This window comes from Salmonella sp. 32010601201800023SM (genome assembly GCF_017572235.1).
GTDB lineage: Bacteria > Pseudomonadota > Gammaproteobacteria > Enterobacterales > Enterobacteriaceae > Salmonella > Salmonella enterica.
This window is the reverse complement of sequence record NZ_JAGEQS010000001.1, coordinates 1045151-1062348: the sequence shown is the minus strand read 5'-3', so window position 1 is coordinate 1062348 and position 17198 is coordinate 1045151. Positions and strand designations below refer to the sequence as shown.

Here is a 17198-nt window from a genome sequence, read left to right as displayed (position 1 = left end):
AACATTTTATACACTACGAAAACCATCGCGAAAGCGAGTTTTGATAGGAAATTTAAGAGTATGAGCACTATCGAAGAACGCGTTAAGAAAATTATCGGCGAACAGCTGGGCGTTAAGCAGGAAGAAGTAACCAACAATGCTTCTTTCGTTGAAGACCTGGGCGCAGATTCTCTTGACACCGTTGAGCTGGTAATGGCTCTGGAAGAAGAGTTTGATACTGAGATTCCGGACGAAGAAGCTGAGAAAATCACCACCGTTCAGGCTGCCATTGATTACATCAACGGCCACCAGGCGTAAGTGAACATCTCCAGGCGGTCGTTCGACCGCCTGAGTTTTATCTTTTTGTCCCACTAGAATCATTTTCCCTCCCTGGAGGACAACCGTGTCTAAGCGTCGTGTAGTTGTGACCGGACTGGGCATGTTGTCTCCTGTCGGCAATACCGTAGAGTCTACCTGGAAAGCTCTCCTTGCCGGTCAGAGTGGCATCAGCCTGATCGACCATTTCGATACTAGCGCCTATGCAACGAAATTTGCTGGCTTAGTAAAGGATTTTAACTGTGATGACATTATCTCGCGCAAAGAACAGCGCAAGATGGATGCCTTCATTCAATATGGAATTGTCGCTGGCGTACAGGCCATGCAGGATTCTGGCCTTGAAGTGACGGAAGAGAACGCAAGCCGTATTGGCGCCGCTATCGGCTCCGGTATCGGTGGTCTCGGTCTGATCGAAGAAAACCACAGTTCGCTGGTAAAAGGCGGACCGCGTAAGATTAGCCCGTTCTTTGTCCCGTCGACGATTGTTAACATGGTAGCAGGCCATCTGACTATCATGTATGGCCTGCGTGGGCCAAGCATCTCTATTGCGACTGCCTGTACTTCAGGCGTGCATAACATCGGCCATGCCGCGCGTATCATCGCCTATGGCGATGCGGACGCGATGGTGGCAGGTGGCGCAGAAAAAGCCAGTACGCCGCTGGGTGTAGGTGGTTTTGGCGCAGCGCGCGCGCTGTCGACCCGCAACGATAACCCACAGGCGGCAAGCCGTCCGTGGGATAAAGAACGCGATGGTTTTGTACTGGGCGACGGTGCCGGTATGTTGGTGCTTGAAGAGTACGAACATGCGAAAGCGCGTGGTGCGAAAATCTATGCTGAAATCGTCGGCTTTGGTATGAGCAGCGATGCTTACCATATGACGTCGCCGCCGGAAAATGGCGCAGGCGCTGCGCTGGCGATGGTTAACGCGTTGCGTGATGCCGCGATTGAGCCTGCTCAGATTGGCTACGTCAACGCGCACGGCACGTCGACGCCTGCCGGCGACAAAGCTGAGACGCAGGCGGTTAAGTCAGTCTTTGGCGATGCCGCAAGCCGAGTGATGGTGAGCTCGACCAAATCGATGACCGGCCATCTGTTGGGCGCCGCAGGCGCAGTAGAGTCTATTTTCTCTATTCTGGCGCTACGCGATCAGGCCATTCCGCCAACCATTAATCTGGATAACCCGGATGAAGGTTGCGATCTGGACTTCGTGCCGCATGAAGCGCGCCAGGTCAGCGATCTGGAGTACGCTCTGTGTAACTCCTTTGGCTTTGGCGGAACTAACGGTTCCTTGATCTTTAAAAAGATCTAAGTTAAGCCAGAGACAGACATTAATAAAAAGGTCCGCTTGTCGGGCCTTTTTTATCAGGCATATCACCTCTTGTTCTGCGTTATTCATCCTGCCACACTAGCAGGCGACGGATAAGGAGCCACTATGTTTTTAATTAATGGCCATGCGCAGGATCAACTTGCTGTAAGCGACCGGGCGACGCAGTTCGGCGATGGCAGTTTTACGACCGCACGTATTGTTGATGGCAACATTTGCCATCTGGAAGCGCATCTTCAGCGCTTGCAGGTTGCCTGTGAAAAATTACGGATCGCTTTTAGCCATTGGGCGACCCTTCGGCAAGAGATGACAATGTTGGCCACAGGGCATGATTCAGGCGTGTTGAAAGTGATCATTAGCCGTGGCAGCGGCGGCCGGGGATACAGCGCCACGAATTGTCAGGCAGCTACCCGAATCCTCTCCGTTTCTGCTTATCCCGCTTATTATTCTCAGTGGCGTAAGCAAGGCATCACTCTTACCCTTAGTCCCATACCGCTTGGGCGCAATCCTTATCTTGCCGGATTAAAACATCTGAACCGCCTCGAACAGGTGTTGATTCGCTCTCATCTTGAGCAGACGGACGCCGATGAGGCGCTGGTTCTTGACAGCGAGGGATGGGTTACGGAATGCTGTGCGGCTAATTTGTTCTGGCGTACAGGCGATATTGTTTTTACGCCGCGTCTGGATCAGGCTGGGGTGAACGGCATTATGCGACAATTTTGTTTACGCCAACTGGCGCAATCTCCTTTCCAGGTTCTTGAAGTACAGGCGAGAGAGGAGGCGGTCAGGCAGGCGGATGAGGTTATCATCTGCAACGCGCTAATGCCGATTATTCCCATACGCGCCTATCACGGGACGTCGTATTCTTCGCGAACACTGTTTCAATTTTTAGCCCCATTTTGTGAGCATCCGAATTAGTTATGAAAAAATTGTCAGGCGTTTTCCTTCTGCTGTTGGTTGTGCTGGGTATTGCCGCGGGCGTGGGGATGTGGAAAGTTCGCCATCTGGCAAACAGCACGTTACTTATTAAAAACGAGACTATCTTTACGCTCAAGGCGGGAACGGGGCGGCTGGCGCTTGGCGACCAGCTTTATGATGAAAAAATCATTAATCGCCCCCGGGTATTTCAGTGGCTGCTGCGCGTGGAGCCTGAGTTATCGCACTTTAAAGCGGGAACTTACCGTTTTACGCCGGGGATGACCGTACGGGAGATGCTTGAGTTGCTGGAGAGCGGCAAAGAAGCGCAATTCCCGTTGCGGTTTGTGGAAGGGATGCGCCTTAGCGACTACCTAAAACAGCTACGAGAGGCGCCGTATATTCGCCATACATTGCCGGATGATGACTACGCCACTGTCGCTCAGGCATTAAAGCTTGCGCACCCGGAATGGGTAGAAGGGTGGTTCTGGCCCGATACCTGGATGTATACCGCCAACACCAGCGATGTCGCTATTCTCAAGCGAGCGCATCAAAAGATGGTGAAAGCTGTCGATACTGTCTGGAAAGGTCGGGCCGAGGGGCTGCCTTATAAAGATCAGAACCAACTGGTGACAATGGCCTCGATTATTGAAAAAGAGACGGCTGTCGCCAGCGAACGCGATCAGGTGGCCTCAGTCTTTATTAATCGCCTGAGAATCGGTATGCGCCTTCAGACCGATCCCACCGTGATTTACGGGATGGGGACGAGTTATAATGGTAACTTGTCGCGTGCGGATCTGGAAAAGCCGACGGCTTATAACACGTATACCATAACCGGGCTGCCGCCAGGACCGATTGCATCGCCCAGCGAAGCGTCATTGCAGGCGGCGGCGCATCCGGCGAAAACGCCGTATCTCTATTTTGTGGCCGACGGTAAAGGCGGTCACACATTTAACACCAATCTTGCCAGCCATAATCGGTCAGTGCAGGAGTACCTGAAAGTGCTTAAGGAAAAAAATGGGCAGTAATTATATCGTCATCGAGGGCCTGGAAGGCGCCGGAAAAACCACTGCGCGCGACGTGGTGGTGGAGACCCTTGAGCAACTGGGTATTCGTAACATGATTTTTACCCGTGAGCCGGGCGGTACGCAGCTTGCCGAAAAACTACGAAGTCTGGTGCTGGATATTCGATCGGTAGGCGACGAAGTGATTACCGATAAAGCGGAAGTGCTGATGTTTTATGCCGCTCGCGTACAGCTCGTCGAAACGGTAATCAAGCCCGCGCTGGCGCAAGGCATATGGGTGATCGGCGATCGCCACGATCTCTCGACCCAGGCGTATCAGGGGGGAGGGCGCGGCATTGATCAAACCATGCTGGCGACACTACGCGATGCCGTGCTGGGCGATTTTCGCCCTGACCTGACGCTGTATCTGGATGTCACGCCGGAAGTCGGGCTAAAACGCGCCAGAGCGCGCGGCGATTTGGATCGCATTGAGCAGGAATCTTTTGATTTCTTTAACCGGACTCGCGCGCGCTATCTGGAACTGGCGGCGCAAGACTCGCGTATCCGCACCATTGACGCGACCCAGCCGCTGGATGTCGTCATGCGCGACATTCGCGCCACGGTGACGAAGTGGGTGCAGGAGCAAGCGGCATGAAATGGTATCCATGGTTACGGCCCGCCTATGAAAAACTGGTAGAAAGTTACCAGGCGGGACGTGGGCACCATGCGCTACTGATTCAGGCCTTACCTGGCATGGGCGACGAGGCGCTGTGCTATGCGCTGAGCCGTTATCTGTTATGCCAGCAGCCTGAGGGCCACAAAAGCTGTGGGCATTGCCGTGGCTGTCAGCTTATGCAGGCTGGCACGCATCCGGACTATTACACGCTGACGCCGGATAAAGGCAAAAGCAGCCTCGGCGTAGATGCGGTACGCGAGGTCAGCGAGAAATTGTACGAGCACTCCCGTCTGGGCGGCGCGAAGGTGGTGTGGATTGCGGATGCGGCGCTATTAACCGACGCCGCCGCCAATGCGTTGCTCAAAACGCTGGAAGAGCCGCCGGAGCAAACCTGGTTTTTCCTTGCCAGCCCGGAGCCTGCTCGTCTGTTGGCGACATTACGCAGCCGCTGCCGGCTGCATCATCTGGCGCCGCCGTCCGAATCGTATGCGATGTCATGGCTGTCGCGAGAAGTGACGGCGTCACAAGAAGCATTGCTCACGGCGCTACGTCTGAATGCGGGGTCGCCCGGCGCCGCGCTGGCGCTGTTGCAGTCTGAACGCTGGGCGCAGCGTGAGGCGCTGTGTCAGGCGTTAATGGACAGTTTGCATACGGGCGACTGGTATGCGGTATTAACGGCGCTCAATCATGAGCAAGCCCCGGCGCGCCTGCACTGGCTGGCGACGCTGCTGGTAGACGCGCTGAAACGTCAGCACGGCGCGTCGTACCTGACAAACGTTGATGCGGACGCGGTTGTTGCCGCGCTGGCGGGGCCGCTATCCCCGGCGCGTATTCAGGCAATCCTGAACGATGTTTGCCATTGTCGTGATCAATTACTTCATGTGACCGGATTAAACCGCGAACTGGTATTAACCGATCTCATTCTCCGCATCGAGCATTACCTGCAACCAGGCACCTTGTTGCCTGTTCCTCATCTTTGAGAGAGACATTATGTTTTTAGTCGACTCACACTGCCATCTTGATGGTCTGGATTATCAATCTTTGCATAAGGACGTGGACGATGTGCTGGCGAAAGCCGCCGCGCGCGATGTGAAGTTCTGTTTAGCGGTGGCGACGACGCTGCCGGGGTATCGCCATATGCGCGAGCTGGTGGGCAAGCGCGATAATGTGGTCTTTTCCTGCGGCGTGCATCCGTTAAATCAGAATGAAGCATATCACGTAGAAGAACTGCGCCTCCTTGCTGCAGAAGACGATGTGGTGGCGATGGGCGAGACCGGGCTTGATTACTTTTACACGCCTGAGACCAAAATCCGTCAGCAGGCGTCTTTTATTCATCATATCCAGATTGGCCGCGAATTGCATAAACCGGTGATTGTCCATACTCGCGACGCGCGTGCCGATACGCTGGCTATCCTGCGCGAAGAAAAAGTGACGGATTGCGGCGGCGTACTACACTGTTTTACAGAAGACAGAGAAACGGCCGGCAAATTGCTGGATCTGGGGTTTTATATCTCTTTTTCCGGCATCGTAACGTTCCGTAACGCTGAACAGTTGCGTGATGCGGCGCGCTATGTGCCGCTGGATCGGTTATTAGTCGAGACCGATTCTCCTTATCTGGCGCCGGTGCCGCATCGCGGTAAAGAGAACCAGCCTGCGATGGTACGCGACGTCGCAGAATATATGGCGGTATTGAAAGGGGTTGCCGTTGAAGAACTGGCGCAGATCACCACCGATAACTTTGCTCGCCTGTTCCATATTGACGCGTCTCGCCTGTCATCAATCCGTTAAACGAGTTTTTTTAAAGCTCGTAATTAATAAGCAAAGCGCGTAAAGTTCACCGCCACAAAAGGGGCGGTGAGCAAGTTTATGGAAACATTCGGAAACTCATTTTGGCAGAATGTGATACTTTTTAGGCTATCTGGCGCTGAAACGTGATAGCCGTCAAACAAAATCAGACGTATTTATTTTACTCTGTGTAATAAATAAAAGGGCACTTAGATGTCCTGTCCACGGCGGGGTTCTCCCCCCTCGCCAATGCGTGAGAACGTAGAAAAGCACAAATACTCAGGAGCACTCTCAATTATGTTTAAGAATGCATTTGCTAACCTGCAAAAGGTCGGTAAATCGCTGATGCTGCCGGTATCCGTACTCCCTATCGCAGGTATCCTGCTGGGTGTCGGTTCCGCTAACTTCAGCTGGCTGCCAGCCGTTGTATCGCACGTTATGGCAGAAGCGGGCGGATCTGTTTTTGCCAATATGCCGCTGATTTTCGCTATCGGCGTGGCGTTGGGCTTCACCAACAACGACGGCGTTTCGGCTCTGGCGGCGGTAGTAGCGTATGGCATCATGGTGAAAACCATGGCTGTGGTTGCGCCGCTGGTTCTGCATTTACCTGCTGAAGAGATCGCCGCTAAACACCTTGCTGATACGGGTGTTCTCGGGGGGATTATCTCCGGTGCGATCGCAGCGTATATGTTTAACCGCTTCTACCGTATCAAACTGCCTGAGTATCTGGGCTTCTTTGCGGGCAAACGCTTCGTGCCGATCATTTCGGGTCTGGCCGCTATTTTTACCGGTGTGGTGCTGTCTTTCGTATGGCCGCCAATCGGTACGGCTATCCAGGCGTTCTCGCAGTGGGCGGCTTATCAGAATCCGGTTGTCGCGTTTGGTATTTACGGTTTTATCGAGCGTTGCCTGGTGCCGTTTGGTCTGCATCATATCTGGAACGTTCCTTTCCAGATGCAGATCGGCGAATACACCAACGCCGCGGGTCAGGTATTCCACGGCGACATTCCGCGCTATATGGCGGGCGACCCGACGGCGGGTATGTTGTCTGGTGGCTTCCTGTTCAAAATGTACGGTCTGCCGGCTGCGGCCATTGCTATCTGGCACTCTGCTAAACCGGAAAACCGCGCAAAAGTGGGCGGTATCATGATTTCCGCCGCGCTGACCTCGTTTTTGACGGGTATTACCGAGCCTATCGAGTTCTCCTTCATGTTCGTGGCGCCGATCCTGTACATTATTCACGCGATTCTGGCAGGTCTGGCATTCCCGATCTGTATCCTGCTGGGGATGCGTGACGGTACGTCATTCTCCCACGGTCTGATCGACTTTATCGTGCTGTCCGGTAACAGCAGTAAATTGTGGCTGTTCCCGATTGTTGGCGCCGGTTACGCGATTGTGTACTACACCGTGTTCCGCGTGCTGATCAAAGCGCTGGATCTGAAAACGCCGGGTCGTGAAGACACTACTGATGACGCAAAAGCGGGCGCGACCAGCGAAATGGCGCCGGCTTTGGTTGCGGCGTTTGGCGGTAAAGAGAACATCACTAACCTGGATGCCTGTATCACGCGTCTGCGCGTGAGCGTAGCCGATGTAGCGAAAGTGGATCAGGCTGGCCTGAAGAAACTGGGCGCGGCAGGCGTTGTCGTCGCGGGTTCCGGCGTTCAGGCTATTTTCGGTACGAAATCCGATAACCTGAAAACGGAAATGGATGAGTACATCCGTAACAGCTAAGCAGTAATGATGTTGGGGAGAATTAAGGCAGCCATTCGGCTGCCTTTTTTAATGGCGCTTTACATGCCGCTCTCCGACAGTCTGTCAGAACTGATAATTGGCGGTGAGGCTGACGTTACGCGGCGCGCCGTAAACAATGGAACCATCAATATTGGTGTCGTAGGTTTTATCAAACAGGTTGTTGATGTTTCCCTGTACGGAGAAATTTTTCGTCACCTGATAGCGGGTAAACAGATCGACCAGCGCATAGCTGCCCTGTTCGGCGCGGAAAGTGCCGTACGGCGTCGTGGTATCTTTGTAAACCCGATTCTGCCAGTTCACACCGCCGCCGACCGTCAGCTCCGGTATCGCCGGCAGACGATAGCGGGTGAATAACTTCACGCTGGTGCGCGGGAGATTAGGGTTCACGGCGTTACCTTCATTGTCCTCGGCAACATACCGGGTAGCCCCGAAAGTCATCTGCCAGTTATCGGTAATTGCGCCGTTCACTTCGAATTCGACGCCTTTGCTCACCGTTCCGTCAGTAGACTTCCAGGCAAATTCCCCATTACTGCCAGGGATGGGAATAGTGGTTGCCTGAGCGACGTTATCCTGCTCAATGCGGAACACGGACAACGTGGTGGTGAGGCGACTGTTCATCCAGTCGGACTTCAGACCCGCTTCATAGTTATTACCGGTAATCGGAGCCAGATATTGACCCGCTTTGTCGCGTTTATTCTGCGGCTGAAAGATAGAGGTATAACTGGCATAAGCGGACCAGTTGTCGTTGATATCATAAATCAGCCCGGCATACGGCGTGGTATGGTTTTTCTCCATGCTGTAGGTCAGTGTATCAACACGCCAGTTGGTATAACGAGCGCCGAGAATCAGATGCAGCGGGTCGGCCAGCGAAATGCGCGTAGCGGCATACAGCGATTTCATATGCGTGGTATCGTCCTGCGCCAGATTTTGTGGCGCCCAGTGGGTTTGGGGGAAATTACCGTTAAAGGCGCTGAAGTTGCCAATGTCGTCCGGAAAGACGTTCGCCCAGGCGCTAAAATAGCGGTTATTCTGTTTACTATAACTGCCGCCAAACATCATATTGTGCTGACGGCCAAACAGCTCATAAGCGCCATCGGCAAAGAGATCTATGGCATCTACTTTGCGCTTGCCGCTGTTCCAGCCCGTACCGCCGACCACGGGGTAGCTTGCGCCATAAGGACTCACCAGCGTACCTGTCTCTTTATCCACTAACGCATCGATATACATCATTTTACTGTCGAATTTGACCTCAGTATGGGTCGCATTCAGGGTCGCCTGCCAGCTTTCGGCAAAACGCTGCTTAAGCGTGACGAAGAATTTATTTATCTCTTTATTGTTATAAGCCCAGTCCGGGGCGGTACTACGCGCGCGGTCATAGCTATTTTTGCTGCCATCGGTGTTCCAGCGCGGCAGACCGCCCCAGGTCGGGCTGTTGACATCAATTTTTTGATATTCATAACCGGCTGAAAGGCTGGTAGTTGCCCCCAGATCGGCATCGATAATTCCGGAAAAGAACGCTTTCTCACTGTTATAGCGGTCCAGCCAGGAATCATTATTCTGATAACCCGCCACGATGCGCCCACGGACATTGCCGTCTGCGGTGAGCGGACTTTGCAGATCCATGACGTAACGCTGCTTATTCCAGCTACCGTATTCTGTGGAGACGTTACCTTTGAACTCCCGACTGGTGGCGTGTTTACGGATCATATTAATTGAGGCAGAAGGATTGCCGGTTCCGGTCATCAGCCCATTCGCGCCGCGAACCACCTCCACGCGCTCATACAGCGCGGTATCCGTTAGCGCATCGCCCAGATTCCAGCGGGACTCAAAATACGTTGGAATACCGTCAACCATATAATTGTCAATTTCAAACCCGCGCGAGTAATAGCTGATGCGATCGGAGTCAGCCTGGCTTCCACTGATTCCCAGCGTATTGGTCATCACCTCGCCCAGGGTTTGCAACTGCTGGTCTTCCATACGCTGTTGGCTGACAATACTGACCGACTGCGGGATATCGCGCTGAGTCATCGGCATTTTGGTGCCCGCTGCGGTCGTTTTCACGCTGTAATCCTGTTCTTCACGGTTTACGGCGTCAGCGGTCGTCGCGCCTTCGACAATAACGGTATCCTCAGCCGCGAAGGCGGCAGGCATAAATGCCATCGCCATACCCATAGCTAACAGCGACGGTGCGGCGGTGGACGGAAGGTGTTTGTCCCGGCGGTATTGAATGAAAGACATCTGAAAATCCTTGCTTGTTATTGGGGTAAGTTCAGGACGTATGACGTTGAACCTTTTCATTCTTTGCTAGTTAATGCGCATAAAAATGCAAATGAGAAATATACGCATTTGTATTAAATGTGTAAAACGGTATAAACAGGGAAACCAGAAATATTTTTAAGCGTACAAAGGCGTCATGGCAGGGGGATATGGCGGTAAGTCCAGCATGTAGTCATTTTTCGCTTAATAAATCGTGGGTTAAAGTTGAAAGAGCGTCGGTAACTCGCTCATACTCTATACTCGCAGTATGGCTCGGCGTAGCATGTGCGCTGCAAGGGCTATTATGAAAAAGGAAAACGTCGTGGCAGAAGAAACTATATTCAGCAAAATTATTCGTCGTGAAATCCCTTCGGATATCGTTTATCAGGATGAGCTGGTCACCGCCTTTCGTGATATTTCACCGCAGGCGCCGACGCATATCTTGATTATTCCCAATATCCTGATCCCAACCGTCAATGACGTGACGGCGGAACATGAACAGGCGTTAGGTCGGATGATCACCGTGGCGGCGAAAATCGCCGAACAGGAAGGCATTGCCGAAGATGGGTATCGTTTAATCATGAATACCAACCGTCATGGGGGCCAGGAGGTTTATCATATCCATATGCACCTACTGGGCGGCCGCCCGCTAGGCCCGATGCTGGCGCATAAAGGCTTGTAAGTATGATCAAAGGATGCATCGTGGTTTCTCTGGGCTTGCTGCTGCTTACCGGCTGCCGGTTACACCCTGAAATTCCGGTAAGCGACGCGCAGTCGCTGGTGATGGAGTCCACGGTTCTGGCGGCGGGCGTCACCGCAGAGCCGCCTGAACTGACGGCGTCTGATATCCAGCCATCAGCCTCTTCCCGCGTCTATAACGAAAGGCAAGAGCCCATAACCGTTCATTATCGGTTTTACTGGTATGACGCGCGGGGGCTGGAGATGCATCCGCTGGAGGCGCCGCGTAGCGTAACCATACCCGCGCGTTCGTCGGTAACGCTATTTGGCAGCGCCAATTATCTGGGGGCGCATAAGGTCAGGCTTTATCTTTATTTGTGAGGAGTGAATTTTGATGACAAAAATGCATCGCTACGCTGCCATTGCTGCGCTGGCGATATTTCTCTCCGGGTGTATGGCGCAACGTCAACCTGCGCCAGTTGAAGAGGTAAAACCAGCGCCAGAACAACCCGCGCAGCCGCCGCAGCCTCCTGTTGTGCCGTCTGTGCCAACGATTCCACAGCAACCGGGGCCGATCGAACATGAAGATCAAACGGGCCAGCCAGCGCCTAAGGTGCGCCACTATGACTGGAACGGCGCGATGCAACCGCTGGTCAGCAAAATGTTGCAGGCTGATGGCGTGACGGCCGGAAGCGTATTGCTTGTTGACAGCGTGAATAACCGGACGAATGGGTCGTTAAATGCGAACGAGGCAACGGAAACGTTACGTAATGCGCTGGCGAACAACGGTAAATTTACGCTGGTGTCCGTACAGCAACTCTCGATGGCAAAACAGCAGTTAGGATTGTCTCCGCAGGATAGTCTGGGAACGCGCAGTAAAGCTATTGGCATTGCGCGCAATGTCGGGGCGCAATATGTACTTTACTCCAGCGCATCCGGTAACGTTAACGCGCCTGCATTACAGATGCAGTTAATGCTGGTGCAAACTGGCGAGATAATCTGGTCAGGTAAAGGTGCGGTCCAACAACAATAATCCCTTAACGCGCGACGAGATCCTGTCGCGCTATTTTCCCCAGTATCGTCCCGCCGTCGCCACATCGCAGGGGCTAAGCGGCGGGAGCTGTATTATTGCCCACGATACTCACCGTGTCGTGCTGCGCCGTCATCACGACCCTGACGCTCCACCAGCCCATTTTTTACGTCATTACCGCGCCTTATCCCAATTGCCGGCCAGTCTTGCGCCGCGAGCGCTTTTTTATACTCCAGGCTGGATGGCGGTAGAATATCTGCATGGTGTGGTAAATTCCGCTCTGCCAGATGCCGACGAACTGGCGGCCTTACTGTATCATTTGCATCAACAGCCGCGTTTTGGCTGGCGTATCGCGCTATCGCCACTATTGGCGCAGTACTGGTCGTGTTGCGATCCGGCAAGGCGTACGCCGTTTTGGTTGCGGCGGCTCAAACAGTTGCAAAAAAACGGTGAACCTCGCCCGTTGCGGCTCGCGCCTTTGCATATGGATGTCCATGGCGACAATATAGTATTAACGTCCGCCGGGTTGAGACTGATTGACTGGGAGTATGCCGGCGACGGCGATATTGCGTTGGAGCTGGCGGCAGTATGGGTTGAGGATGAACGCCAGCACCGACAACTGGCAGACGCTTATGCCGCGCGCGCGCGAATCGACGCCCGGCAGCTATGGCGACAGATACGATTATGGCACCCCTGGGTCATTATGCTAAAAGCAGGGTGGTTCGAATACCGCTGGCGACAAACCGGCGAGCAACAATTTATCAGGCTGGCCGATGAAACCTGGCGCCAGCTACGTATGAAAGGATAAGGAGAGCAGTGTGGGCCCAGTAATGTTGAATGTCGAAGGATGTGAGCTGGATGCGGAGGAGCGCGAGATACTGGCGCATCCGCTGGTTGGCGGGCTTATTCTGTTCACGCGTAATTACCATGACCCGGAACAGCTGCGCGAATTAGTGCGCCAGATTCGGGCGGCATCGCGTAACCATCTGGTGGTGGCCGTCGATCAGGAAGGCGGGCGCGTACAGCGTTTCCGTGAAGGGTTTACCCGCCTGCCCGCGGCGCAATCTTTTTTTGCGCTGCATGGGCTGGAAGAGGGGGGGCGACTGGCGCAGGAGGCAGGGTGGCTGATGGCCAGCGAAATGATCGCGATGGATATTGATATCAGTTTTGCGCCAGTGCTGGACGTCGGGCATATCAGCGCGGCAATTGGCGAGCGCTCCTATCATGCCGATCCCGCAAAAGCGTTGGCAATGGCAACGCGCTTTATTGACGGCATGCATGACGCCGGGATGAAAACGACCGGTAAGCATTTCCCCGGCCACGGCGCGGTCACGGCGGACTCCCACAAAGAGACGCCGTGCGATCCACGTCCTGAAACGGACATCCGTGGCAAAGATATGTCGGTATTCCGCACGCTGATTAGCGAGAATAAACTGGATGCGATTATGCCTGCCCACGTGATCTACCGCGCTATCGATCCACGCCCGGCAAGCGGTTCGCCGTACTGGCTGAAAACGGTGCTGCGTCAGGAGTTAGGCTTTGACGGCGTCATTTTCTCCGACGATCTGTCGATGGAGGGCGCGGCGATTATGGGCAGCTATGCTGAGCGCGCTCAGGCGTCGCTGGATGCGGGTTGCGATATGATTCTGGTCTGCAATAATCGTAAAGGCGCAGTCAGCGTGCTGGATAATCTGTCGCCGATCAAAGCAGAGCGTGTTACACGTTTGTATCATAAAGGTTCATTTTCACGCCGGGAGCTCATGGACTCAGCACGCTGGAAAACAGCCAGCGCCCAGCTCAACCAGTTACATGAACGCTGGCAGGAAGAAAAAGCAGGTCATTAACTCGAGTTTTCGTGAGGGTGCCAGATGATTATTTATTTACACGGTTTTGATTCAAATAGTCCGGGCAACCATGAAAAAGTGTTGCAATTACAGTTTATCGACCCGGATGTTCGGCTGGTAAGCTACAGTACGCGGCATCCTAAGCACGATATGCAGCATCTGCTGAAAGAAGTGGACAAAATGTTGCAGTTGAATGTGGACGAGCGCCCTTTAATCTGTGGCGTGGGGCTGGGCGGTTACTGGGCGGAGCGGATTGGCTTTTTGTGCGATATCCGTCAGGTGGTTTTTAACCCGAACCTGTTCCCCTATGAAAACATGGAGGGGAAAATCGATCGCCCGGAAGAATATGCGGACATCGCTACAAAGTGCGTGACCAACTTTCGCGAAAAAAATCGCGATCGTTGTCTGGTGATCCTCTCGCGTCATGACGAAGCGCTGGACAGCCAACGCTCAGCGCAAGCGCTTCACCCGTATTATGAAATTGTGTGGGATGAGGAACAGACTCACAAATTCAAAAATATTTCGCCGCACTTGCAACGTATCAAAGCGTTTAAAACGCTGGGGTAACGCCATCCGGCAATATGGCGTTATCAGTGACCGGATAACCAGCCTTGCGGCTGGTTTTTTTATGCTCAATTCTCGCAAACTGTCTATCTTTTCAGCATGAAAACTTGATGCACATCAATTTTGGTATGACCAATGCACCGTTCATGCTATTCTCATATCAGAAGCTTATTCTCATTAACGTAACTTGTTGTTAATTAAAGGCTATACTAATAACTTTTAATTAACAATTGGTTAATAAATTTAAGGGGGTCACGTTGACTACACCATTAAAAAAGATCGTGATTGTCGGCGGCGGCGCTGGCGGGCTGGAAATGGCGACGCAGTTAGGCCATAAACTGGGGCGCAAGAAAAAAGCGAAAATCACGCTGGTAGACAGAAATCACAGCCATCTGTGGAAACCATTGCTGCACGAAGTGGCGACTGGCTCTCTGGACGAAGGCGTGGATGCGCTGAGCTATCTGGCCCATGCGCGCAATCATGGTTTCCAGTTCCAACTGGGGTCGGTGATGGATATCGATCGCGAAGCGAAGACCATCACCATTGCCGAGTTGCGTGATGAAAAGGGCGAACTGCTGGTGCCGGAGCGCAAAATCGCGTATGACACGCTGGTGATGGCGCTGGGCAGCACCTCTAATGATTTCAACACGCCGGGCGTGAAAGAGCACTGTATCTTCCTCGATAACCCGCATCAGGCGCGCCGTTTTCACCAGGAGATGCTGAACCTGTTCCTCAAGTATTCGGCTAATCTGGGCGCGAACGGTAAGGTCAATATCGCCATCGTTGGCGGTGGTGCGACGGGGGTTGAGCTGTCGGCTGAACTGCATAATGCGGTAAAACAGCTGCATAGCTATGGTTATAAGGGGCTGACCAACGACGCGCTGAACGTGACGTTGGTTGAGGCTGGCGAGCGTATTCTGCCTGCGTTGCCGCCGCGTATCTCCAGCGCCGCGCATAATGAACTGACCAAACTGGGCGTTCGCGTGCTGACGCAAACTATGGTCACCAGCGCCGACGAAGGCGGTCTGCATACGAAAGAAGGTGAATATATTCAGGCCGATCTGATGGTGTGGGCGGCGGGTATCAAAGCGCCGGATTTTATGAAAGAGATTGGTGGTCTGGAAACGAACCGCATTAACCAACTGGTGGTGGAACCGACGCTGCAAACCACGCGCGATCCTGATATTTATGCGATTGGCGACTGCGCTTCCTGCGCACGTCCGGAAGGAGGTTTTGTGCCGCCTCGCGCTCAGGCGGCGCATCAGATGGCTACCTGCGCGATGAATAACATTCTGGCGCAGATGAATGGCAAACCGCTGAAAGCTTACCAGTATAAAGATCATGGATCGCTGGTCTCTCTGTCCAACTTCTCTACCGTGGGTAGTCTGATGGGGAACCTGACCCGCGGTTCAATGATGATTGAAGGACGTATCGCCCGCTTCGTGTATATCTCGCTATACCGTATGCACCAGATAGCGCTGCATGGATACTTTAAAACCGGCCTGATGATGCTGGTGGGCAGTATTAACCGCGTCATTCGTCCGCGCCTGAAACTGCATTAATTTCTCTGTGCCTCACCGGCTGCTCGCGCCGGTGAGCGATTCTCCATCTCTTGCTTCGGAGTTGTCCGAATCCTTCAGCTTTACCGCCTCATCCCGCATTTTTCATCCTCATTCCGATTGGCTTTGTTCGCATACTGGTTGCAAAATTGTTACCAATAGCAACGAAGGAGGAACTCCCGTGAATAAATCAATGTTGGCGGGTATAGGGATTGGCGTAGCGGCTGCGCTGGGTGTGGCGGCAGTGGCCAGTCTCAACGTATTTGATCGTGGTCCGCAGTATGCGCAGGTGATATCGGCTAAACCGATTAAAGAGACGGTAAAAACGCCGCGTCAGGAGTGCCGTAATGTCACGGTCACGCATCGTAGACCGGTTCAGGACGAAAACCGTATTGCCGGCTCGGTGCTTGGCGCAGTAGCAGGCGGCGTGATTGGACATCAATTTGGCGGCGGTCGTGGTAAAGATGTGGCGACGGTCGTCGGAGCGCTGGGCGGCGGTTATGCTGGCAATCAAATCCAGGGATCAATGCAGGAAAGTGATACCTACACTACCACGCAGCAACGCTGTAAGACGGTGTATGACAAATCTGAAAAGATGCTTGGCTACGACGTGACCTACAAAATTGGCGATCAGCAGGGCAAAATCCGCATGGATAAAGACCCCGGAACGCAAATTCCCCTCGACGGCAATGGCCAACTGGTTCTGAATAACAAAGCATAAAAAAGCTGTACTCTGCAAGTTAGCCCCTCATTCGCTCAGGCTGAGGGGCTTTTTTTTATCCGAAGCCGCGTCGTTCAGGACTTGATCAGTTCAGGCCAGATGCGCAGAGTCGTACGCGTAATTTGCATCAGTTGTTCGAAGGTGGCACCTTCACGGGCGCTGATCGACATTCCCTGTAAAATACAGTTTATATATTCCGCGAGCGCCTGCGGGTTACAGTGCGCCGGAATTTCACCGCGCTCCTGACGTTGGCGCAGAAACTGGATGAGCGTCTGTTCCTGCATGGCGTGGCGTGATTTTACCGTGCGGGCGATATCGCGCGAGGAGGCGGCGAGGGTGGCGGACGTATTAATCATAAAGCAGCCAGCCGGCGTGTCTGTACTGGTAAAGCAGGCGGCAATTTCTGTGAAGTAATCTTCCAGCGCCGATTCCACGCTTTTCTCTTCACAAAAGAGCTGGGCTTCGTGCTTTGAGGCAAAGCGAGTGATGTAGCGATCCAGGACAGCGCGAAATAATCCTTCTTTGTTAGTGAATTCCGCATAGAGAGTAGGCGCTTTCGCCCCGGTAGCCTCTACGAGATCGGCAAGCGAAGTTGCTTCATAGCCGTGCTGCCAGAAGAGAGTCATGGCCTTATCAAGCGCGGCTTCCCTGTCGAACACTTTTGGTCGGCCACGGCTTTTCTTCGCGCAACTCGTGGTATCCGTTGTCATGATGCCGTTGTACCTGTTTAAAGAGCAGTCTCTCTATTATAAAAACAAACCACTTCTGGCTCCAG

The 17198-nt window shown here is 53.4% G+C and carries 18 protein-coding genes; 16 read left to right on the top strand and 2 right to left on the bottom strand.

The window, feature by feature from the left end:
* The first annotated feature begins 60 nt into the window (after window positions 1-60).
* From acpP to ptsG, 8 genes are all read left to right on the top strand, one after another.
* Window positions 61-297 (top strand): acyl carrier protein, encoded by a 237-nt coding sequence (gene acpP / locus J4617_RS05370; RefSeq protein WP_000103754.1) that lies wholly within the window; start codon window positions 61-63, stop codon window positions 295-297.
* A gap of 85 nt (window positions 298-382) precedes the next feature.
* On the top strand, window positions 383-1624 hold the full coding sequence (gene fabF, locus J4617_RS05365; RefSeq protein ID WP_000044664.1) for a beta-ketoacyl-ACP synthase II: 1242 nt from the start codon (window positions 383-385) through the stop codon (window positions 1622-1624).
* 123 nt (window positions 1625-1747) lie between these two features.
* Entirely contained in the window at window positions 1748-2557 is an 810-nt protein-coding gene (gene pabC, locus J4617_RS05360) for an aminodeoxychorismate lyase (RefSeq protein WP_017466042.1), read from the top strand.
* A gap of 2 nt (window positions 2558-2559) precedes the next feature.
* The gene (yceG, locus tag J4617_RS05355) at window positions 2560-3582 is read left to right on the top strand and encodes a cell division protein YceG (protein ID WP_000736459.1); all 1023 of its coding nucleotides are present in this window, start codon (window positions 2560-2562) and stop codon (window positions 3580-3582) included.
* Complete coding sequence (tmk, locus tag J4617_RS05350; protein WP_017466043.1) at window positions 3572-4213, top strand: dTMP kinase; 642 nt, start codon at window positions 3572-3574, stop codon at window positions 4211-4213. The genes yceG and tmk overlap by 11 nt, the downstream gene beginning before the upstream one ends.
* On the top strand, window positions 4210-5214 hold the full coding sequence (gene holB, locus J4617_RS05345; RefSeq protein WP_000872453.1) for a DNA polymerase III subunit delta': 1005 nt from the start codon (window positions 4210-4212) through the stop codon (window positions 5212-5214). Before tmk ends, holB begins: the two co-directional genes overlap by 4 nt.
* Before the next feature lie 10 nt (window positions 5215-5224).
* The gene (locus J4617_RS05340; RefSeq protein WP_208290675.1) at window positions 5225-6022 is read left to right on the top strand and encodes a metal-dependent hydrolase; all 798 of its coding nucleotides are present in this window, start codon (window positions 5225-5227) and stop codon (window positions 6020-6022) included.
* A gap of 294 nt (window positions 6023-6316) precedes the next feature.
* Window positions 6317-7750 (top strand): PTS glucose transporter subunit IIBC, encoded by a 1434-nt coding sequence (gene ptsG / locus J4617_RS05335; RefSeq protein WP_000475705.1) that lies wholly within the window; start codon window positions 6317-6319, stop codon window positions 7748-7750.
* A gap of 84 nt (window positions 7751-7834) precedes the next feature.
* On the opposite strand, the gene fhuE is transcribed toward ptsG, so the two are convergent.
* Window positions 7835-10009 (bottom strand): ferric-rhodotorulic acid/ferric-coprogen receptor FhuE, encoded by a 2175-nt coding sequence (gene fhuE, locus J4617_RS05330; protein ID WP_017466045.1) that lies wholly within the window; start codon window positions 10007-10009, stop codon window positions 7835-7837.
* Between the two features lie 340 nt (window positions 10010-10349).
* On the opposite strand from fhuE, the gene hinT reads away from it, so the two are divergent.
* The 8 genes from hinT (at window position 10350) to J4617_RS05290 (ending at window position 16423) form a co-directional block, all read left to right on the top strand.
* Window positions 10350-10709, top strand: a complete 360-nt coding sequence (hinT, locus tag J4617_RS05325) for a purine nucleoside phosphoramidase (protein ID WP_001532068.1) — start codon at window positions 10350-10352, stop codon at window positions 10707-10709.
* A gap of 2 nt (window positions 10710-10711) precedes the next feature.
* Window positions 10712-11086 (top strand): YcfL family protein, encoded by a 375-nt coding sequence (locus J4617_RS05320; RefSeq protein ID WP_017466046.1) that lies wholly within the window; start codon window positions 10712-10714, stop codon window positions 11084-11086.
* A 13-nt stretch (window positions 11087-11099) separates the two neighbouring features.
* Window positions 11100-11738 (top strand): penicillin-binding protein activator LpoB, encoded by a 639-nt coding sequence (lpoB, locus tag J4617_RS05315; protein WP_000164359.1) that lies wholly within the window; start codon window positions 11100-11102, stop codon window positions 11736-11738.
* Entirely contained in the window at window positions 11719-12543 is an 825-nt protein-coding gene (gene thiK, locus J4617_RS05310) for a thiamine kinase (RefSeq protein ID WP_001257342.1), read from the top strand. The genes lpoB and thiK overlap by 20 nt, the downstream gene beginning before the upstream one ends.
* A 10-nt stretch (window positions 12544-12553) precedes the next feature.
* Window positions 12554-13579 carry a beta-N-acetylhexosaminidase gene (gene nagZ, locus J4617_RS05305; protein ID WP_000529340.1) on the top strand — a complete coding sequence of 342 codons (1026 nt, stop codon included), beginning with the start codon at window positions 12554-12556 and terminating at the stop codon, window positions 13577-13579.
* A 24-nt stretch (window positions 13580-13603) separates the two neighbouring features.
* The gene (ycfP, locus tag J4617_RS05300; protein WP_000587945.1) at window positions 13604-14146 is read left to right on the top strand and encodes an alpha/beta hydrolase YcfP; all 543 of its coding nucleotides are present in this window, start codon (window positions 13604-13606) and stop codon (window positions 14144-14146) included.
* Between the two features lie 254 nt (window positions 14147-14400).
* Window positions 14401-15705, top strand: coding sequence for an NADH-quinone dehydrogenase (gene ndh, locus J4617_RS05295; RefSeq protein WP_000211053.1), 1305 nt, complete (start codon window positions 14401-14403; stop codon window positions 15703-15705).
* A 178-nt stretch (window positions 15706-15883) separates the two neighbouring features.
* The gene (locus J4617_RS05290) at window positions 15884-16423 is read left to right on the top strand and encodes a glycine zipper 2TM domain-containing protein (protein ID WP_001043449.1); all 540 of its coding nucleotides are present in this window, start codon (window positions 15884-15886) and stop codon (window positions 16421-16423) included.
* 74 nt (window positions 16424-16497) lie between these two features.
* Here the strand turns inward: J4617_RS05290 and comR are convergent, their stop codons facing one another.
* Complete coding sequence (comR, locus tag J4617_RS05285) at window positions 16498-17133, bottom strand: TetR family copper-responsive transcriptional repressor ComR (protein WP_000205984.1); 636 nt, start codon at window positions 17131-17133, stop codon at window positions 16498-16500.
* Window positions 17134-17198: the final 65 nt, after the last annotated feature.